Annotated in this window: 18 protein-coding genes; 10 read left to right on the top strand and 8 right to left on the bottom strand. The window is 70.8% G+C overall.

Annotation, left to right across the window (positions count from 1 at the left end; genetic code table 11):
• The first annotated feature begins 346 nt into the window (after positions 1–346).
• The gene (locus AC5L3C_RS03245; protein ID WP_493646757.1) at positions 347–1,963 is read left to right on the top strand and encodes an HAL/PAL/TAL family ammonia-lyase; all 1,617 of its coding nucleotides are present in this window, start codon (positions 347–349) and stop codon (positions 1,961–1,963) included.
• Between the two features lie 96 nt (positions 1,964–2,059).
• Here the strand turns inward: AC5L3C_RS03245 and AC5L3C_RS03240 are convergent, their stop codons facing one another.
• Positions 2,060–2,785: an AfsR/SARP family transcriptional regulator gene (locus AC5L3C_RS03240; protein ID WP_493646755.1), complete on the bottom strand. Its 726-nt coding sequence runs from the start codon at positions 2,783–2,785 to the stop codon at positions 2,060–2,062.
• 693 nt (positions 2,786–3,478) lie between these two features.
• On the opposite strand from AC5L3C_RS03240, the gene AC5L3C_RS03235 reads away from it, so the two are divergent.
• The 6 genes from AC5L3C_RS03235 to AC5L3C_RS03210 all read left to right on the top strand — a co-directional run bounded on the left by AC5L3C_RS03235 (position 3,479) and on the right by AC5L3C_RS03210 (position 9,843).
• On the top strand, positions 3,479–4,687 hold the full coding sequence (locus AC5L3C_RS03235) for a sensor histidine kinase (protein WP_493646754.1): 1,209 nt from the start codon (positions 3,479–3,481) through the stop codon (positions 4,685–4,687).
• 17 nt (positions 4,688–4,704) lie between these two features.
• Complete coding sequence (locus AC5L3C_RS03230; RefSeq protein WP_493646752.1) at positions 4,705–5,412, top strand: response regulator; 708 nt, start codon at positions 4,705–4,707, stop codon at positions 5,410–5,412.
• A gap of 178 nt (positions 5,413–5,590) precedes the next feature.
• Positions 5,591–6,871 (top strand): ABC transporter substrate-binding protein, encoded by a 1,281-nt coding sequence (locus AC5L3C_RS03225; RefSeq protein WP_493646750.1) that lies wholly within the window; start codon positions 5,591–5,593, stop codon positions 6,869–6,871.
• Positions 6,868–7,803, top strand: coding sequence for a carbohydrate ABC transporter permease (locus tag AC5L3C_RS03220; RefSeq protein ID WP_493646749.1), 936 nt, complete (start codon positions 6,868–6,870; stop codon positions 7,801–7,803). Before AC5L3C_RS03225 ends, AC5L3C_RS03220 begins: the two co-directional genes overlap by 4 nt.
• On the top strand, positions 7,803–8,636 hold the full coding sequence (locus tag AC5L3C_RS03215; protein WP_493646747.1) for a carbohydrate ABC transporter permease: 834 nt from the start codon (positions 7,803–7,805) through the stop codon (positions 8,634–8,636). Before AC5L3C_RS03220 ends, AC5L3C_RS03215 begins: the two co-directional genes overlap by 1 nt.
• Positions 8,637–8,661: 25 nt before the next feature.
• A complete protein-coding gene (locus tag AC5L3C_RS03210) occupies positions 8,662–9,843 on the top strand; it encodes an ABC transporter ATP-binding protein (RefSeq protein ID WP_493646746.1) in 1,182 nt (393 codons plus the stop codon).
• Positions 9,844–9,855: 12 nt separating this feature from the next.
• On the opposite strand, the gene AC5L3C_RS03205 is transcribed toward AC5L3C_RS03210, so the two are convergent.
• From AC5L3C_RS03205 to AC5L3C_RS03185, 5 genes are all read right to left on the bottom strand, one after another.
• The gene (locus AC5L3C_RS03205; protein WP_125502363.1) at positions 9,856–10,392 is read right to left on the bottom strand and encodes an NUDIX hydrolase family protein; all 537 of its coding nucleotides are present in this window, start codon (positions 10,390–10,392) and stop codon (positions 9,856–9,858) included.
• Positions 10,393–10,415: 23 nt separating this feature from the next.
• Positions 10,416–11,228, bottom strand: a complete 813-nt coding sequence (locus AC5L3C_RS03200) for an SAM-dependent methyltransferase (protein WP_493646744.1) — start codon at positions 11,226–11,228, stop codon at positions 10,416–10,418.
• A 127-nt stretch (positions 11,229–11,355) separates the two neighbouring features.
• Positions 11,356–12,012 (bottom strand): HhH-GDP family DNA glycosylase, encoded by a 657-nt coding sequence (locus AC5L3C_RS03195; protein WP_493646742.1) that lies wholly within the window; start codon positions 12,010–12,012, stop codon positions 11,356–11,358.
• A gap of 2 nt (positions 12,013–12,014) precedes the next feature.
• Entirely contained in the window at positions 12,015–12,347 is a 333-nt protein-coding gene (locus tag AC5L3C_RS03190) for a DUF3140 domain-containing protein (RefSeq protein WP_493646740.1), read from the bottom strand.
• 42 nt (positions 12,348–12,389) lie between these two features.
• Positions 12,390–12,872: a Dps family protein gene (locus AC5L3C_RS03185; RefSeq protein ID WP_493646738.1), complete on the bottom strand. Its 483-nt coding sequence runs from the start codon at positions 12,870–12,872 to the stop codon at positions 12,390–12,392.
• Between the two features lie 276 nt (positions 12,873–13,148).
• Here AC5L3C_RS03185 and AC5L3C_RS03180 point away from each other — a divergent pair, with 276 nt between their 5' ends.
• Together AC5L3C_RS03180 and AC5L3C_RS03175 are read left to right on the top strand one after the other, a co-directional pair.
• Positions 13,149–14,336, top strand: a complete 1,188-nt coding sequence (locus AC5L3C_RS03180; protein ID WP_125502352.1) for a thiolase family protein — start codon at positions 13,149–13,151, stop codon at positions 14,334–14,336.
• Positions 14,337–14,417: 81 nt separating this feature from the next.
• Complete coding sequence (locus AC5L3C_RS03175) at positions 14,418–15,191, top strand: sulfite exporter TauE/SafE family protein (protein WP_125502350.1); 774 nt, start codon at positions 14,418–14,420, stop codon at positions 15,189–15,191.
• Positions 15,192–15,203: 12 nt separating this feature from the next.
• On the opposite strand, the gene AC5L3C_RS03170 is transcribed toward AC5L3C_RS03175, so the two are convergent.
• Positions 15,204–16,628, bottom strand: a complete 1,425-nt coding sequence (locus AC5L3C_RS03170; RefSeq protein WP_493653728.1) for a diacylglycerol/lipid kinase family protein — start codon at positions 16,626–16,628, stop codon at positions 15,204–15,206.
• 120 nt (positions 16,629–16,748) lie between these two features.
• Between AC5L3C_RS03170 and AC5L3C_RS03165 the strand changes: the two genes are divergently transcribed.
• On the top strand, positions 16,749–17,489 hold the full coding sequence (locus tag AC5L3C_RS03165) for a cobalt-precorrin-6A reductase (protein WP_493646736.1): 741 nt from the start codon (positions 16,749–16,751) through the stop codon (positions 17,487–17,489).
• 49 nt (positions 17,490–17,538) lie between these two features.
• Here the strand turns inward: AC5L3C_RS03165 and cobF are convergent, their stop codons facing one another.
• Positions 17,539–18,312, bottom strand: a complete 774-nt coding sequence (cobF, locus tag AC5L3C_RS03160) for a precorrin-6A synthase (deacetylating) (RefSeq protein WP_493646734.1) — start codon at positions 18,310–18,312, stop codon at positions 17,539–17,541.
• Positions 18,313–18,322 lie beyond the last annotated feature (10 nt).

Raw genomic sequence — 18,322 nt, 5'->3', positions numbered from 1 at the left:
CCAGGTTCCCGCGGCGCCGGCGTTGCCGCCGAGTTATGCGATTCCAGGAAACCGCGGACTCGCGATAAGGCTTCCAGGCCGCCTCGAAGAAGGGGCTGACCTTGCCTTTGGAAGCTAACACCGCCGCCTCCACAAACCGGTAACTGTTCGTTCCTCGACCGCTTCCGCGCCCCTCGTTCCCGAAATGAGGAACCAGCAGTTATGGGCGTCCCGCATAATCGGCGTGCAGCTTTTCGGGAGTTACGTGATCCCGGCATCGCGTAATGAAGGCGCGCGTAAGAACGCAGCCCGCTACGGCGACTTCTTCACATGCGTGGGCCGTGGTCCGCGCGGAGAGAGGACCGACATGAGCACACCCACCCCCAGTGAGCCCCGCCTGTCCGAAGTCGAGCTCGACGGTCACGAGTTGTCGACCGCGGACATCGTCGCGCTGGCTCGGCAGCCCGGAACCTCCACCGTTCGCCTGGCCGACAGCGCCGCCAAGCGCGTTGACGCGTCGAACGGGATGAAGCATCACCTCATTGACACCGGCCGTCCCATTTACGGCGTCACGTCCGGGTTCGGCGACAGCAGCGCCCGGCAGATCTCCAAGCGCAAGACGGACCAGTTGCAGGACAACCTCATCCGGTTCCTCAACGCCGGCACCGGCCCGATCGCCGCGCCCGACGTGGTGCGGGCGACCATGCTGATCCGCGCGAACTGCCTTGCCCGCGGCCATTCCGGCGTACGCCCCGAGCTGGTCGGCGCCCTGGTCGACATGATCAACGCGGACATCCTGCCGCAGATACCTGAGCGCGGCTCCGTCGGCGCCAGCGGCGACCTGGTCCCGCTGAGCTATCTGGCGGCCGCGCTCATCGGCCGCGGAACGGTCCTGCACGGCGGTCGGCCGAAACCGGCCGCCGACGCCCTCCACGACTGCGCCCTGAGTCCGCTGACCTTGCAGGCCAAAGAAGGGCTGGCCCTGGTCAACGGCACCTCGTTCATGGCCGGGTTCGGAGTGCTCGCCGTGCACGACGCACGTGAGCTGGCCTTCGCCGCCAACCTCGCCACCGCCATGACCAGCCAAGTACTGCTTGGCGACCCGGCGCACTTCACCCAGTTCCTCTTCGACGCCAAGCCGCACCCGGGCACGGTGTCCAGTGCCGCCACCCTGCGCGCACTGCTGACCGGTGGCGCCGCCGTGGACCGCGACACCGTCCGGCCCGACGCCGACTTCGCCGAGCTGACACGCGGCATCCAGGACCACTACTCGGTCCGCTGCGCCCCACACGTCACAGGTGTGCTGCTGGACACCGCCGACTGGGCCGACCGCTGGTTGACCGTCGAAGTGAACTCGGCCAACGACAACCCGCTGTTCGACGTTCAGACCGGCATGGTCCGCAACGGGGGCAACTTCTACGGCGGCCACGTCGCCCAGGCGATGGACGCCCTGAAGACCGCCGTGGCCGGCATCGGCGACCTGCTCGACCGGCAGCTCGAACTGATCGTCGACGAGAAGTTCAACCATGGCCTCACGCCCAACCTCATCCCGTGGATCGGGCCGGACGACTTCGAAGCGGGCCTGTTCCACGGCTTCAAGGGCACGCAGATCGCCGCGTCCTCGCTCACCGCCGAAGCCCTCAAATGGACCATGCCGGCCGCGTCCTTCTCGCGCTCCACCGAGGCGCACAACCAGGACAAGGTGAGCATGGGAACGATCGCGGCCCGCGACGCACGCAGCGTCGTCGACCTGGTGCAGCGCGTCGCCGCCATTCACCTCATCGCCCTCTGCCAGGCCGCGGACCTGCGCGGTCCGGATGTGCTGAGCCCGCCCACCCGGAAGGCGTACGACCGCATACGCCAGGTGTGTCCGTTCCTCGACCGGGACCGCCCGATGGACTCCGACATCGAGGAGGTGGCCCGGATGATCGCCTCGGGCAGCCTGCGCACCGCGGTCGGGACCTTGGCCGTTCAGGACATGTGACCGTGCCGGTCGGCCGGGCCCCGACGCGCCGTCCCCCGCAGGCCCGCACGTTGTGTGCCTTCCTCACGCCGGCGGGGAAGGCGGACCGCTGCCGGATCAGGTTCCCCGTCCGGCGAAAACGTCCGGATACGGACCGAGCAGCCTGTCCAGATACGCCTCGTGATTGAGGATCGCGGATTCCAGCCGACGAAGACCGCGACCCGGTTCCACGCCGTACTGGTCTCGCAGAAGCGTGCAGGTGCGGCGATAAACCGCGAGAGCGTCTATCTGCCGGCCGGCTCGGTAGAGGGCCACCATGAGCTGGGCCACGAGGTGCTCGCGGGACGCATTCAGCTCGACAGCGGTTTCCAGAGAAGACAGTACCTCTCGATGGCGGCCGCAGGAGAGCTCCGCGTGGAAGTAGTCTTCGAGGGTGTCGAGCTGCGCGTTCTCCGCCGCTATCACCTCGGGCCAGGCTGAACAATCGGCACCGACTCCTGCGAGCATCGGGCCTCTCCACATCGACAACGCACTGCCCAGTTCGAGGCGGGCGGCATCCCAGCGCCCGGCCGACATCGAGGCCCGGCCACGTTGGGCGATGTGCTGGAACCGGCATGCATCGATACTGCGGGGATCGACCTGCAGCAGGTACCCGGGGTCCTGGGTCACCAAGGCGACGGGACCGTCACTTCCGAAGCCTTTCCGGAGGGTAGCGCGCAAGCCCGCAGCGGCGTTCTGCAGGATTTTGCGGCTGCTCACAGGAGGGTCTTCACCCCAGAACGCGGAGTTGAACCTCTGCAGCGATACGATCCTGTTGGGATGTAATAACAGCATCGCCAGCATCGCTCGCTGCCTGGGTCCCCCCAGCGGGACATACTCATTGCGATACGAAATCACCTCAAGAGGTCCAAGTAGAGAAAATTGCATATCCACCTCGCTTGATAAGCCAATCGTGTACCGCGTTCACGATCCGACTGGAAGCCCGTGCCTGGAGACGGCCATTACGTCCGTTGTCATGAGGGCGTAAGTTGCGCCAGTGCTCCCTTTGCTTCATTCGGTGAGTGTGGTTCGAGTATGGCGTTAACGCTGTTAAAGCGTCAAGGTGAACACGATCGAGTGCCGGCCCGCCCCGCGCACGTGGGCCGCGCCTCTACTGCAGCCTGAGGTCTTCGTGGAAGGCCTTTTCGTGCGCATTTTCGTGTGCCGGCAAGGGAGGCGTCGGGTGGCCGTCATGCCCTACGCACTGCCCATACGGGCAAGCGCCCGCTGTCAATCTCGGATCGAGAGGAGCAACTCCGCCCGACGCAATACCGCCAGGGTTTACCCCGATCGTCATCCGTGGGTCTGACGATCCCCGAGCTCCATGGGCCTACCTTCAGTGGGGGAGCGGGGACGCACCCGCAGACGGGGGCCGCAGGGGGGGCGAGCACGGAGTCACCCATGACCCAGAACGGGCATGAGAGGGGGAGGTGGCGGCTCGCCCCGCTCTGCGCGGAACCGGCGGACCGCACGCCGCCGTGGCCGTACGCTGCGCCCGTGCGCTGGATCAAACAACTGATCGAAGGCCGGGACCTCTGGCTGGACACCGCCATCGCGGCGGCCTTCACCGTGGTTGCCGTCCTGCTCGGCCGCGAACCCGAGCCCGGGGCGGGCTGGCAGGCCCAGGACGGCCTCGGCATCGCCCTCACCTGCCTGGTCAACGCACCCCTGGCGCTGCGCAGACGCGCCCCGCTCACCGTCTTCGCGGTGAGCTGCTCGGCCTGGGCCTTGTTCATCACCCTCGACTACTGGCCCGTCGTGAACTCGATGGGCCCGTTCTTCGCCCTGTACACGGTCGCCTCGCTGCGCCGCCGGTGTCCGGCGATCGCCTGCACGGTCCTGGTGGGCGTCGTATGGGTGTACGCCGGCTGGCGGGCCGGACAGGCCACGCCCGCCGTGCTCGCCCAGGCGGCCGTCTTCCCCGCCGTCGGCTGCCGGGTGGGCATCGCCGCACAGGTCTCCGCCCGCCGCGCCGACCGGCTCGCCGAACTGGCCGAGCAGCTGCGGCGCGAGCAGCAGGACCGGATGCGCCGTGCCGTCGCCGAGGAGCAGCGGCGGATCGCGCGCGAGCTGCACGACGTGGTCGCCCACCACATGTCGGTCATCAACGTGCAGGGCGGGCTGGCGAGCTACGTCTTCGACTCCGAACCGGAAACCGCCCGCGCGGCGCTGCGCACGATCAACGAAACCAGCCAAGAAGGGCTGGGCGAACTGCGCCGCATGCTGACCCTGCTGCGCACCGGCCCCGAGGACGGCGCGCGGCCGGAGGACGCGGAGGGGGCGCCGTACACGCCGATGCCCGGGCTGTCCCGGCTCGGTGAGATGGTCGAACGGGTCCGGGCCGCCGGCGTCCCGGTGCACCTGCGGACGGAGGGAAACCCCCGGTCACTGGCGTCCGGCGTCGAACTGTGCGCGTACCGCGTGGTGCAGGAGGCCCTCACCAACGTGATCAAACACGCCCGCCCCGCCGAAGCGGTCGTCGTCGTCGCCTACGGTGCCGAGGAGCTGACCGTCACGGTCACCGACGACGGACGGCCCGAGCGATCGCTTCCGGCCAACGTCCCGCCGTCGGCGGGGCACGGCTTGATCGGCATGCGGGAACGCGCCAGGCTCTACGGCGGCACGGTGGACGTCGGTCCGCGCGCCGACGGTGGCTTCAGGGTGTGCCTCACGCTTCCCACCGCGGCACGGACCGCCGGGGAATGAGGGAATCGATTACGAGGATGATCAGGGTGCTCGTGGTCGACGACCAGGACCTGATCCGCGCGGGCCTCGTGGCGCTGCTGCGGGCCGCGTCCGGGGTGGAGGTCGTCGGAGAGGCGACGGGCGGTGCGGACGCCGTCGCCTGCGCTGCCCGCACCCGGCCCGACGTGGTCCTGATGGACATCCGCATGCCCGGCATGGACGGCATCACCGCGACCGAACGCATTCTCGCCGAGGCCGCCGCCGCTCCGCCGGAGCCCGGGGCGCCGGACGGCCGGCCCGCGCTGCCGCGCGTCCTGGTGCTCACCACCTTCGACCTCGACGAATACGTGTACGCCGCCCTGCGCGCGGGGGCCTCGGGATTCCTCCTCAAGGACACGGGCCCCGAGCGTCTGCTGGAGGCGATCGGCGCGGTCGCCCGCGGCGACATGCTGTTCGCGCCGAGCGTCACCCGCCGGCTCATCGAGGCGTACGTCCAGCGCTCCGAGCCCGTGCCGGACTCCCCGGCGTCGCTGGAGGCGCTCACGGCCCGGGAGCGCGAGGTGCTGCTGCTCACCGCGCGGGGCCTGTCCAACACCGAGATCGCCGAGCAGCTCTTCATCAGCGAGGCGACGGTCAAGACGCATCTCAACCGCACCATGACCAAGCTCGACCTCGACAGCCGTGCCCAGGCCGTCGTGGTGGCCTACGAGACCGGACTGGTGACTCCCGGCGGTGCCGCCGGCTGAACAGCCGCCCCGGCCCGTCCCCCTCGGCGACGCCCCGCCCACGCCCCTCCCTGGGCGAATCGTCCGCGGATGTCCTTGATATCGCCCTGGGTGCTGCTTAGCGTTCGCCGGGTAGCCACCGCCGCGGGATCCGACCCCCGCGCGGCAATCCCGGGAGCGAGGTGTGGAACGCGTGCACGTGAGGCGCGGACGTACCGGCAGGCCGCGACGGACGCGTGCGCTGGTCGCGCTGACCCTGCTGGCGTCGGCGCTCGCCGCCTGCGGAGGTGACGCGGACAGCACCTCCCGCCCCACCCTGAACTGGTACAACTTCCCCGACGACTCCGGCGCCCTCCAGCAGGCCGCCGACCGGTGCAGCCGGGCCTCCGGCGGCCGCTACCGCATCGTCTACAACAAGCTGCCCCGCGACGCCGACGGCCAGCGTGAGCAGCTGGTGCGCCGGCTCGCCGCCGAGGACGACTCCCTCGACATCCTCGGCCTCGACGTCACCTGGGCCGCCGAGTTCGCCGAGGCCCGCTGGATCCGGGAGTGGACCGGGGAGATGAAGCGGCAGGCCACCGAGGGCACGCTCCGCGTCCCGCTCCAGACGGCCACCTGGAAGGACAAGCTGTACGCGGTCCCGTACAACACCAACATCCAGCTCCTGTGGTACCGCAGCGACCTGGTGCCCGACCCGCCCGCCACCTGGTCCGAGATGCTGGACATGTCCCGCGAGCTCGCCCGGCAGGGCAAACCGCACTACGTGGAGATCCAGGGCGCCCAGTACGAGGGCCTGACCGTCTGGTTCAACTCCCTGATCAACAGCGCGGGCGGCACCATCCTCAACCCGAGCGCCACCGAGCCCTCCCTCGGCCCGCCCGCCGTACGGGCCGCCTCGATCATGCGCGACCTGGCGAACTCACCGGCCGCCGACCCCTCCCTGCCCAACCAGATGGAGGACCAGAACCGCCTCGCCATGGAGTCCGGCGTGGCGGCCTTCGAGATCAACTACCCGTTCGTCTATCCGTCGATGAGAAGCAACAACCCGGAGCTGTTCGAGCACTTCCGCTGGGCCGCCTACCCCCGCGTCGACGCCGACCGCGAGTCCCGCCCCACCGTCGGCGGCATCGACCTCGCCGTCAGCGCCTACTCCCGCCACCCCGACCTGGCCTTCGAGGCGGCGCTGTGCCTGCGCAACCGGGAGAACCAGCTCACCGCCGCCCTCGACGGCGGACTGCCCCCCACCCTGCGCGCCCTCTACGACGACCCGTCGTTCAAGAAGCAGTACCCCTTCTCCGAGGAGGTCCTGTCCTCCCTGGAGCGGGCGAGCGTACGGCCGCTCACCCCCGCCTACCAGAACGTGTCGATCGCCGTCTCCCACACCCTGTCCCCGCCGTCGGACATCCGGCCCGAGAGCGCGGTCGACACCATCCGGGAACAGATCGACCAGGCCCTGCGATCCGAGGGTGTGATCCCGTGAGCACCATGGCAGAGCCGGCGAAGACCAAGGCGAAGGACACCGGCGGCAAGGCGCTCTCCGCCGGCGCCCGGCAGGAGCGCCGGCTCGGCTGGCTGCTGTGCGCCCCGGCCGTCATCGTCATGATCGCCGTGACCGCCTATCCCATCGGCTACGCGGTCTACCTGTCCCTCCAGCGCTACGACCTGCGCTTTCCGGCACAGGCCGAGTTCGCCGGACTGAGCAACTACGGGGCGGTGCTGACCTCCCCGTTCTGGTGGGACGCCTTCTGGGTGACGCTGTTCCTCACCGTCGTGTCCGTGGCCATCGAACTCGTCCTCGGCATGAGCCTCGCCCTGGTCATGCACCGCACCCTCTTCGCGCGCGGCACGGTCCGCACCGCCGTCCTCATCCCGTACGGCATCGTCACCGTCGTCGCCGCCTTCTCCTGGCAGTACGCCTGGACCCCCGAACTCGGCTACCTCGCCTCGCTGCTGCCCGAGGGCGACGCCCCGCTCACCGAGCAGTGGCCGGCGCTGTGGCTGATCATCCTCGCCGAGGTGTGGAAGACCACCCCGTTCATGGCGCTGCTCCTCCTGGCGGGCCTCGCCCTGGTCCCCGAGGAGACCCTGAAAGCGGCCATGGTCGACGGCGCCACCCCATGGCAGCGGTTCACCAAGGTCATGCTGCCGCTGATGAAGCCCGCCATCCTGGTCGCCCTGCTCTTCCGCACCCTGGACGCCTTCCGGATCTTCGACAACATCTACGTCCTGACCGCGGGCGCCCACGGCACCGGCTCCCTGTCCATCCTCGGCTACGACAACCTGTTCACCGCGCTGAACCTGGGCATTGGGTCGGCGATCTCGGTCCTGATCTTCATCTGTGTCGGGATCATCGCCTTCACCTTCGTCAAGCTGTTCGGCGCGGCGGCACCGGGCGCGGAGGTGAAGCGCTGATGGCCGCCGCGGGCAGGACCCACGCGGGCCGATGGGCCGTCGTCAACGTGGTGGTGGTGCTCTACGCCCTGTTCCCGGTGTGGTGGATCGTCGCCCTGTCCTTCAAGGACCCGGGCACCCTCACCGACGGCGACTACATCCCCACGGACTGGACCTTCGAGAACTACCGCGGCATCTTCGCCACCTCCGAGTTCACCCGGGCGCTGATCAACTCGATCGGCATCGCCCTCATCGCCACGGCGATCGCGGTGATCCTCGGCACCATGGCCGCCTACGCGGTGGCCCGGCTGCGGTTCCCCGGCAAGCAGGTCCTCATCGGCATGTCCCTGCTGATCGCCATGTTCCCGCCGATCTCCCTGGTGTCCCCGCTGTTCAACATCGAGCGGATCATCGGGATCTTCGACACCTGGCCCGGGCTGATCATCCCGTACATGACCTTCTCGCTGCCGCTGGCCATCTACACGCTGTCGGCGTTCTTCCGGGAGATCCCCTGGGACCTGGAGAAGGCCGCCAAGGTGGACGGGGCCACCGCCGCGCAGGCCTTCCGGCTGGTCATCGTGCCGCTGGCCGCGCCCGGCGTGTTCACCACGGCCATCCTCGTGTTCATCTTCTGCTGGAACGACTTCCTGTTCGCGATCTCGCTGACCTCCACCGAGTCCGCGCGCACCGTGCCCGCCGCCATCGCGTTCTTCACCGGCAGCTCGCAGTTCCAGCAGCCCACCGGGTCCATCGCCGCCGCGGCCGTGGTGATCACCGTCCCGATCATCGTCTTCGTCCTGCTCTTCCAGCGGCGGATCGTGGCCGGACTCACCTCCGGGGCGGTCAAGGGCTGACCATGAAGGCAAGGAGGCACCACCCATGGCCGAGATCGTCCTCGAGAAGGTCACCAAGCGCTATCCCGACGGATCCCTCGCCGTACGGGACGTGGACCTCGACATCGCCGACGGCGAGTTCGTGATCCTGGTCGGCCCGTCCGGCTGCGGCAAGTCCACCACCCTGAACATGATCGCGGGCCTGGAGGACATCACCGAGGGCACCCTGCGCATCGGCGGCCGGGTCGTCAACGACCTCGCCCCCAAGGAGCGGGACGTCGCCATGGTGTTCCAGAGCTACGCCCTGTACCCGCACATGAACGTGCGGGAGAACATGGGCTTCCCGCTGCGGCTGGCCAAGGTCGACAAGGAGACCATCGACCGCAAGGTGGAGGAGGCCGCCAAGGTGCTCGACCTGAGCGAGTTCCTGGACCGCAAGCCGGCCAACCTCTCCGGCGGCCAGCGCCAGCGGGTGGCCATGGGCCGGGCGATCGTGCGCGACCCCAAGGCATTCCTCATGGACGAACCGCTGTCCAACCTGGACGCCAAGCTGCGGGTGCAGATGCGCACCCAGATCTCCCGGCTGCAACGCCGCCTGGGCACCACCACCGTGTACGTCACCCACGACCAGACCGAGGCGATGACCCTCGGCGACCGGGTCGTCGTCATGCGCCAGGGCGTGGTCCAGCAGGTCGGCACCCCGGCCGAGCTCTACGACATGCCGCGCAACCTGTTCGTCGCCGGCTTCATCGGCTCCCCGTCGATGAACTTCCTCAACGCCTCGCTGTCCGCCGGCAGCCTGCACACCCCGCTCGGCGAACTGCCGCTCGACGACCGCGCCCGCCGGGCGCTGGAGCGCCGGGAGGCGCCCCGCGAGGTGATCCTGGGGCTGCGGCCCGAGGCCTTCGAGGACGCGAGCCTCACCCCCCGCACGGAAGGGCCCGTCGTCACCGCCACCGTGGACGTGCTGGAGTCCCTGGGCTCGGACGCGTATGTGTACTTCAGCGCCGAGGGCGGCCCGGTGGCCACCGCCGAACTGGAGGAACTCGCCACGGACTCGGGCCTCGGCGACACCGGCGCCGGGGCGGACCAGCAGGTCGTGGCCCGGCTGGACGCCGCCACCCGGGCCCGCGAGGGCGCACCCGTGGAGCTCCGGGTCGACATGAGCAAGGCCCATGTCTTCGACCCGTCGAACGGGGCCAACCTGACCCACCCGGAGCGCGAGTGACCCTCCCTCGCCTCAGATCACACAGCCCGCATGGGCCAGCGCCTGCTTCAGCAGCACCCCGTGCCCGCCCGGCATCTCGCTCTGGACGGCCGGTGACACGGCCTCCTGAGGGCTGAACCACACCAGGTCCAGCGCGTCCTGCCGGGGCCGGCAGTCACCCGTCACCGGCACGATGTACGCCAGCGACACCGCGTGCTGACGCGGGTCGTGGAACGGGGTGATGCCCTGCGTGGGGAAGTACTCCGCGACCGTGAACGGCTGCAGCGACGCCGGGACACGGGGCAGCGCCACCGGGCCGAGATCCTTCTCCAGATGGCGCAGGAGGGCGTCACGGACCCGCTCGTGGTGCAGCACCCGGCCGGAGACGAGCGTCCGGCTGACCGTTCCGTCGGGCCCTATGCGCAGCAGCAGGCCGACGCTGGTGACTTCGCCGCTGTCGTCGACCCGCACGGGCACGGCCTCGACGTACAGGATCGGCATGCGGGCGCGCGCCATCTCCAGGTCGTCGGAGGAGAGCCAGCCCGGCGTGGTTTCGGTCATGTCAGACATTGCTTGATCATACTTTCAACGGGTCAGGGCTTCACGGCCACCGCGCCGTACTGCGGCACCACCACGGCGGTGCCGGACTCGGCGTGCCACTGCGAGCAGGAGACCAGGCCGGGCTCGATCAGGTCCAGGCCCTCGAAGAACGCGGCGATGTCGGCGGCGCTGCGGGCGGTGATGGGGGGAGTGGCGTTCTTGTTCCAGAACTCCATGGCGGGCACCTGCAGCTCGCCGCCCACCTCGGCGTCGAAGGTGGGATGCGTGAGGACCAGGAAGCTCCCCGGCGCCGTCGCCGCCATGATCCGGCGCACGATGTCGCGGGCCGCGTCGGTGTCGAGCACGAAGTTCAGGATGCCGAGCATCATCACCGCGACCGGCCGGGTCAGGTCGAGCGTCCCGGCCGCGCGCGTCACGATCGCGTCCGGGTCGTGCACATCGGCGTCGATGTAGTCGGTGGCCCCCTCGCGGCTGCCGGTCAGCAGGGTGCGGGCGTGCACCAGCACGATCGGGTCGTTGTCCACGTACACGATCCGCGCGTCCGGCGCGATGCGCTGCGCGATCTCATGGGTGTTGTCCGCGGTCGGCAGACCCGTGCCTATGTCCAGGAACTGCCGCACCCCGCGGTCGCGCGTCAGATGAGTCACCGCGCGGCGCAGGAAGTCCCGGTCCGCGCGGGCGATGTCCCGGATGACCGGGTTGATCGAGGCGACGTGATCGCCGACCTGCTGATCGACCTCGTAGTTGTCCTTGCCGCCGATCCAGTAGTTCCACACCCGCGCGTTGTGCGCCACACCGGTGTTCAGCCTTGCCGACCCGCTCGGCGGGGTGTGGCTCTCGTTCACGTCCGTGTTCCTCTCCCTCGCCCGGACGGCCCGTTCGGACCACCCCGGCCATTGTGCCGCGTGGTGATCACGTTGTCCCGTGAACGGGGGGACGGGAGCCGTCCGTCCGGCCGGGGTCACCCGGACCCTACCCGGCGTGGCTCAGGGAGTCCTCGACGACCTCCTTGTCGAGCGCCGCGCGCACCAACGCCGACGCGAGCACGGCCGGTTCGGTGTCTCCCGCCAGCGCAAGAAGGTGCTCCGGGTCCCGCGGCAGCTTCAGCCGCTCCGCTCCCCGCAGTGCCTTGTCGTCCAGGTACGGGGTCACCTCCGGCCATACGCGCTGGACCTCGCGCAGGAAGATGTCAGCGCCGGTGGGACCCACGCCCGGGAACTCCTGGAACAGACGGCGCAGTTCGCGGACGTCGCCGTCCGCCTGCGCACGCAGCCCGCGCAGGTCGCCGTTCCACCGCTCGGTCACCAGTTGGGCGGCCTCACCGAGTTGGGTCGCGGTGCGCTCGTCGTAGCGCCGGTAGCCGCCCCTGCCGAGCGCGTCCACCCGTTCCTGCCAGTCGGCGTCGGCCATCCGCCGGGGATCGCGCAGCCCCGCCTCGTGCAGCGCACGGGCGGAGGCCACCGCGATCGGTCCCTTGATGCGGGCGCTGAGGAGATGGGCCAGCACCAGCAGGCGGTACAGCGGCTGGGGCGTGTTCCGCAGCTCGATGCCGGCCTCCTCCGCGTACGTCTCGCCGTGGGCGTCGAGCAGCGCGCGCACCACGGCCCGCTCCTCCTCCCGGCCGGGCACGGTCAGGCCTTGAGGGGATCGTGGCCGAGCGTCATCAGACGGTGCCGGCGCGGGGTGTCCTCGGCGGCCGGCTCGTTCTCCGGGTCGGTCTCGGCGGTGACGGTGTCCACCACCTCCTCCATCAGGCGCAGATCGTCCTCGGTGAGGTCGGTACGGCGCTTCTGCAGGATGGCGAGGACGTGCTGCCCGGCCTCGGAGCCCGCCCGGTCGGGCAGCGGCTCGGTCGTCTCGTCGGCGTCGCTCACCCGCAGCCAGGCCGCCAGCTCGGCCGAGGTCATGTTCACCACGCGGTGGAAGTCCTCCCACAGCGCGTCCATTTCGAGGGCGTCGCTCATCATGTGCCCCTCACGTGCGTGTGCTTCCGCCGGCCACCGCGGTCAGGACGCGCCGGGGACGTTCTCCGCCTCGAACATCCAGCGCTGCTTCTCCAGGTCGGCGGTGATCGTGATCAGCAGGTCCTGGGTGACCAGATCCGCCTTCTCGGTGGCGTCGATGCGCTCGCGCAGCCGCGTGACCGCCGAGCCCAGGGCCTGTGCCATCACCGCGACGGCCTCCTCGTCGCGCAGCCACCCCTCCTTGGGGGCCGGCAGGGAGAAGACCTTGGCGATGGTCTCCGCGCGGCCGTCCGGCGGCACGCCCAGCGCCGCGGACCGCTCCGCCACCGTGTCGGCGTGGGTGCGCGCGGCCGAGACCACCTCGTCCAGCTGGAGATGGACCGAACGGAACCGCGGTCCGACCACGTTCCAGTGGGCCTGCTTTCCGGTCAGTGACAGTCCGAGCAGGTCCACCAGGGTGTCCTGCAGGGCCTCGCAGGAAACCCGGCGGGCCTCGTCGGACAGGGTGCTCCTCACGACAGTCATGAAGAACCGTTCCTCCTTCTCGCTTCGTCCATGGGTGCCGCGGTGCTTCGCAACCCCTCCACGAACGCGCGGGTGCCCCCGCCCGAACGGCACAAACCCGGCCCGGGGTATCCGGCGGCCCGGACGGAACGACGGCCCGCGGGATCTTCCCAGCGGGCCGTCCGGCGGCCTATAGTGCAAAACTAGCGGTGCTAATTAAGAGTTGCGGTGCCCATCACAAGTTGAGGAAGCCGCCGGTCGGACCTCGGTCACCGGCGTCGGGTCAGGAGTCCAGTCGTGCGTCCCGTCCATTTCGCGGCCGCCCGCCGCACCCCCATCGGCAAACTGCGCGGAGCCCTCTCCACCGTACGGCCCGACGATCTCGCCGCCGCCGTGATCCGCGGCCTGGTCGCCGACGTCCCCGCGCTCGACCCGGCCCGCGTCGAGGACGTCTACTGGGGCGCCGCCAACCAGGCCGGCGAGGACAACCGCAATGTCGCGCGCATGGCGGCCCTGCTCGCCGGGCTCCCTGAGACCGTGCCGGGCGCCACCGTCAACCGGCTGTGCGCCTCCGGTCTCGAGGCCGTCACCACCGCCGCCCGCACCATCGCGGCCGGCGAGGCGGACATCGTGATCGCGGGCGGTTCCGAGTCGATGAGCCGCGCCCCCTTCGTGCTGCCCCGCCCCGACGAGGCGCTGCCGCACCGCATGGAGACCGCCGACACCCGCCTGGGCTGGCGGCTGGTCAACCCCGCGATGAAGGACCTGCACGGCCTGCTGTCCATGGGGGAGACCGCCGAGGAGGTCGCCGCCCGCCACGGCATCGCCCGCGAGCGCCAGGACGCGTTCGCCCTGCGCAGCCACCAGCGGGCCGCCGACGCCCGCGCACGCGGCCACTTCGACGACGAGCTCCTCCCCGTGACCCGCCCCGACGGCGTGGTCGTCGACACCGACGAATGCGTCCGCGAGGACACCTCGGCCGAGAAGCTGGCCCGCCTCAAGCCCGTCTTCCGGGCGGGCGGTTCGGTGACCGCCGGCAACGCCTCCCCGATGAACGACGGCGCGGCCGGGCTGCTCCTGGTCAGCGAGGAGGCCCTGAACGAACTGGGCCTGGAGTCGCTCGGGCGCTACGTCGCCGGCGCCTCGGCGGGCGTCCACCCGGACGTCATGGGCATCGGCCCCGTTCCCGCCACCCGCAAGGTGCTCGCCCGGGCCGGCTGGGGCATCGGCGACCTGCAGGAGGCGGAGTTCAACGAGGCGTTCGCGGCCCAGGCCCTCGCCTGCGTCGACCAGCTCGGCATCGACCCCGACCTGGTCAACCCCAGCGGCGGAGCCATCGCCCTGGGCCACCCGCTCGGCTGCTCCGGCGCCCGCATCCTCACCACCCTCCTGCACCGCATGCGCCGCACCGGCGGCGCCCGCGGCCTGGCGACGATGTGCGTGGGCGTGGGCCAGGGGAGCGCGGTCCTGGTCGAACGGCACTGACCGGCGGCCGGGGGAGGGGGAGCCAACAGGCGAGACGGTCCTTACGGGCGTCCATTGCTTGCACATAGCATCGGCCCCCGCATGAACACCTTGACGCCCTGGCACCTCACCGGCCTCGAATTCGCCGCGCTCGCCTTCGCCGCCCTGCTCGTCGGCTTCTCCAAGACCGCCGTCAGCGGGGCCAACACGGTCAGCCTCGCCGTCTTCGCCGCCGTCCTGCCCGCCCGCGCCTCCACGGGCGTGCTGCTGCCCATCCTGATCGCCGGAGACGTCCTCGCCGTGCTCGTCTACCGCCGGCACGCCCACTGGCCGACGCTGTGGCGGCTCTTCCCTGCGGTCGCGGCGGGCGTCGTCGCCGGCACCGCGTTCCTGATGTGGGCCGACGACGGCGCCGTACGGACCTCGATCGGAGCGATCCTGCTGCTGATGGCCGCGGTGACGGTGTGGCGCCGGCGCCGGGCCGACGCCGGGCAGGAACCCGCCCCGGTCACCACCCGCGCGGGCCGCCTCAAGGCCCGCTCCTACGGCGTCCTCGGCGGTTTCACCACCATGGTCGCCAACGCGGGCGGCCCGGTGATGTCGCTGTACCTGCTCTCCGCGGGCTTCCGGAAGCTGGGCTTCCTCGGCACCTCCGCCTTCTTCTTCCTGATCGTCAACACCTCCAAACTGCCCTTCAGCGCCGGACTCGGACTCATCGACGCCGACTCGCTGCTGCTCGACGCGGCGCTGGTGGCGTTCGTGGTGCCCGGCGCGTTCCTCGGCAGGTGGGCCGTGGACCGGATCAACCAGAGACTCTTCGAGCGGCTGGTGATCGCCGCGACCGTGGTGGGCGGCCTGCAACTGCTGCTGCGCTGACGAAGGAACCGGCTACTGCCGCGCCGAGGAGGAGGACCCGGCCGACTCGCCGCGCTCGTCCGGCGCCGCCCCGGTGTCGTTCGGCACGGCGTGGGGACGGTGCATGCGGCTCGGCGCGGCGGTACGGCCGACCGTCGCCGCCAGCTTCCGCAGCCGCCGCCAGTCCAGCCGGGGCGGGGCCGAGGTGGCGCCGGGCCGCTTGCGCGGGACCCGGACCCGCAGCGCGCCCGGCGCGATCCGGCAGCGCACGGGGGCCGGCAGCACCATCGCCTCCCCGTCGATGCCGGCCTCGATCTCGTCCCGGTCCGCCTCGATGACGACCTCGCGGGCGGTCAGCACCGTCAGCCCGCTCGGCTCCGGATTCAGTAGCAGCGCCGCGGCACTGATGGCGCCCTCCAGCTTGACCCCGAGGACGCCGAGCACACCGGAGTCGAGCCGTTCCCGCCGGCCCAGCCCGAAGGGGTCCCCGGTGCGGTACGGGTTGTTGCTGACCAGCACGGCCTGCGGAGCGGTGAGCGTCGTGTCCCCGGCCCGCGCGACCAGCCGGGGCCCCTGCTGACCGGTGAGCAGGTCGGGCAGCATCTCCAGGCTCGTACCGATCTTGTCGTCGCGGTACGCGGGGCTCTGCACGATCGCGGCGTACGCGCCGAAGGAGGCGTTGTTCACGAACGGCTGATCGCCCGCGAACCCCAGGTCGACGCGGATCTCCACGCCGTCCGTGAGCGCGTCGAGGCAGGCGGACGGATTCCCCCGGTCGAGGCCGAGGTCGAGGGCGAAGTGGTTACGGGTCCCGGCGCTGATGACGAGGAAGGGGATGTCGTGCTCGGCGGCCACGGCCGCGACCAGCGCCTGGGTGCCGTCGCCGCCGGCGGCGCCGAGCAGATCCGCGCCGTCCGCGACGGCGGCCCGTGCCATTTCGGTGACGTCGTGCTGCTTGCCGGGCTCGAGCAGGACCACCCGGGCACCCAGCCGCTCCGCCTTCTCCCGCAGCCGGAACCGGCCCACCTTGCCGCCGCCCGAACGCGGGTTCATGATCAGCACCGGCTTCCGGGGCGGCGGCAGCCGCCGTTCCCGCACGGCCCGCCCGCTGCCCGTGCCGCGCAGCGCGTACCGCCCGCTCCACACCGCGAGCCCCCAGAAGGCCAGCGACATCAGCAGTCCCCAGAACAGGGTCACCGCGAACAGGGCGAGCAGACCGGCCGGAACACCCACGGCGACCAGCGCGGACACCCACCGCACCGGGCCCCGCAGGGTGAGCGTCCACCACACGGCGGCCGCGCTCAGCGCCAGTCCCGCGACCGCGCACACCAGCAGCACCAGCCCGCGCGTCCCGCCGTAGGCGAGAGGGGCCACCACCGCGAGCACGCCGGCGGCCAACGCCCCCCGCGCCGCCCAACGCTGAGCGTGATAGCCCTGCTCACTCCAGTTCACGGTGATGACTCCTCCACTCGCCCGGCGTCATCGTAGGGCGTGTGCGCACATGAGTGCGGCCGGATGACGATCTTCGGACACGGACCGGTGCCGGACGCCGTGTCCCGTCCCCGTACCCTCGGCGCCATGCCCTCGCACGTCCTGGTCCTCGGCGGCACCACCGAGGCACGCGAACTGGCCGACGCACTGGCCGCCCGGCCCGGCACCCGGGTGACCACCTCGCTCGCCGGACGGGTGCGCCGCCCGGGGCCCGTCGCCGGAGAGGTACGGGTGGGCGGCTTCGGCGGCGCGGAGGGACTCGCCGCCTGGCTGCGCGAACAGCGGGTGGACGCCGTGGTCGACGCGACACATCCGTTCGCCGAGACCATCACGGCGAACGCGGCACGGGCGTCGACGGCCACAGGGGTACCCCTGGTGGTGTTGCGCCGCCCCGCCTGGCGGCCGGGCCCCGGAGACCGCTGGCACCCTGTCCCCTCGACGGAGGCGGCCGCGGACCTGCTGCCCCGCCTCGGACACCGGGTGTTCCTCACCACGGGCCGCCTCGGCCTCGCGCCCTTCGCGCACCTGACGGAACAGCGCTTCGTCGTCCGCTCGGTGGAACCCCCCGAGCCGCCGATGCCACCGCACACGGAGGTCCTGCTGGCCCGCGGCCCCTTCACCGTCCCCGACGAGACGGAACTGCTCCGCCACCACCGCACGGATGTCCTGGTCACCAAGAACAGCGGCGGCACAGCAACCACGGCGAAACTCACAGCGGCCCGCGCGCTGTCCCTCCCGGTCGTCATCATCGACCGCCCACCATTGCCCCCGGGCGTCACACAGACCGAAGACGTCGGGACAACCCTCCGCACACTGGGCGCCCCTTAAGGAGCGTCCACTACGTATCGACAAGGTTGGTGCCGCACGCCCTGGGCGCTCAGTCCCCAACACCCCCACGCCGCAGCAAATACGTATCCATGATCCACCCCTTCCGCTCCCGCGCCTCCGCCCGCACCCGCTCGATCCGCGGCGCGGCCTCATGAAGGGGCCCGGAGACGAGAACCTCGTCCGGCGTACCGATATAGGCACCCCAGTAGATGTCAAGGTCCTGGCCGACGTACTCACGGAAGGTCTGGTGCGCGTCCAGCATCACCACCACATCGTCCACCCCCTCAGGAAACCCCTCGGCCAACCGCCGCCCCGTGGTGATCTGCACCGCCCGGCCCACCCGGTTCAGCCCTGTCCGGTGCCGGGCCACAAGCGCCGACACACTGCTGATCCCCGGCACCACGTCGTACCCGAAGGAGACGTTCCCGCGCTCGAGGACCTCCTCCAGAATCCCGAGCGTGCTGTCGTACAGGGAGGGGTCACCCCACACCAGGAAGGCACCCGTCTCCCCGTCCCCCAGCTCCCGCGCGATCAGCTCCTCGTAGATGTCCGCGCGGGCGCTGCGCCAGTCCCCGACGGCGGGGGAGTAGGCGGAGCCGCCCGCCGACCGGTCCCGCTCCGGGTCCCGCGCCGCCACCACGCGGTAGCCGCCCTCCGGCAGGTGCGCGTCCAGCATGTCCCGCCGCAGCCGGGTGAGATCCGCCTTGGCCTCCCCCTTGTCCAGGATGAAGAACACGTCCGTGGACCGCATCGCCTTGACCGCCTGCAGGGTCAGCTGATCCGGATCGCCCGCACCGATACCGATGACATGAATCTCTCGCACGCCCCGAGTC

Source organism: Streptomyces speibonae (genome assembly GCF_984686075.1).
This window is presented reverse-complemented; position numbering and strand designations above follow the sequence as displayed.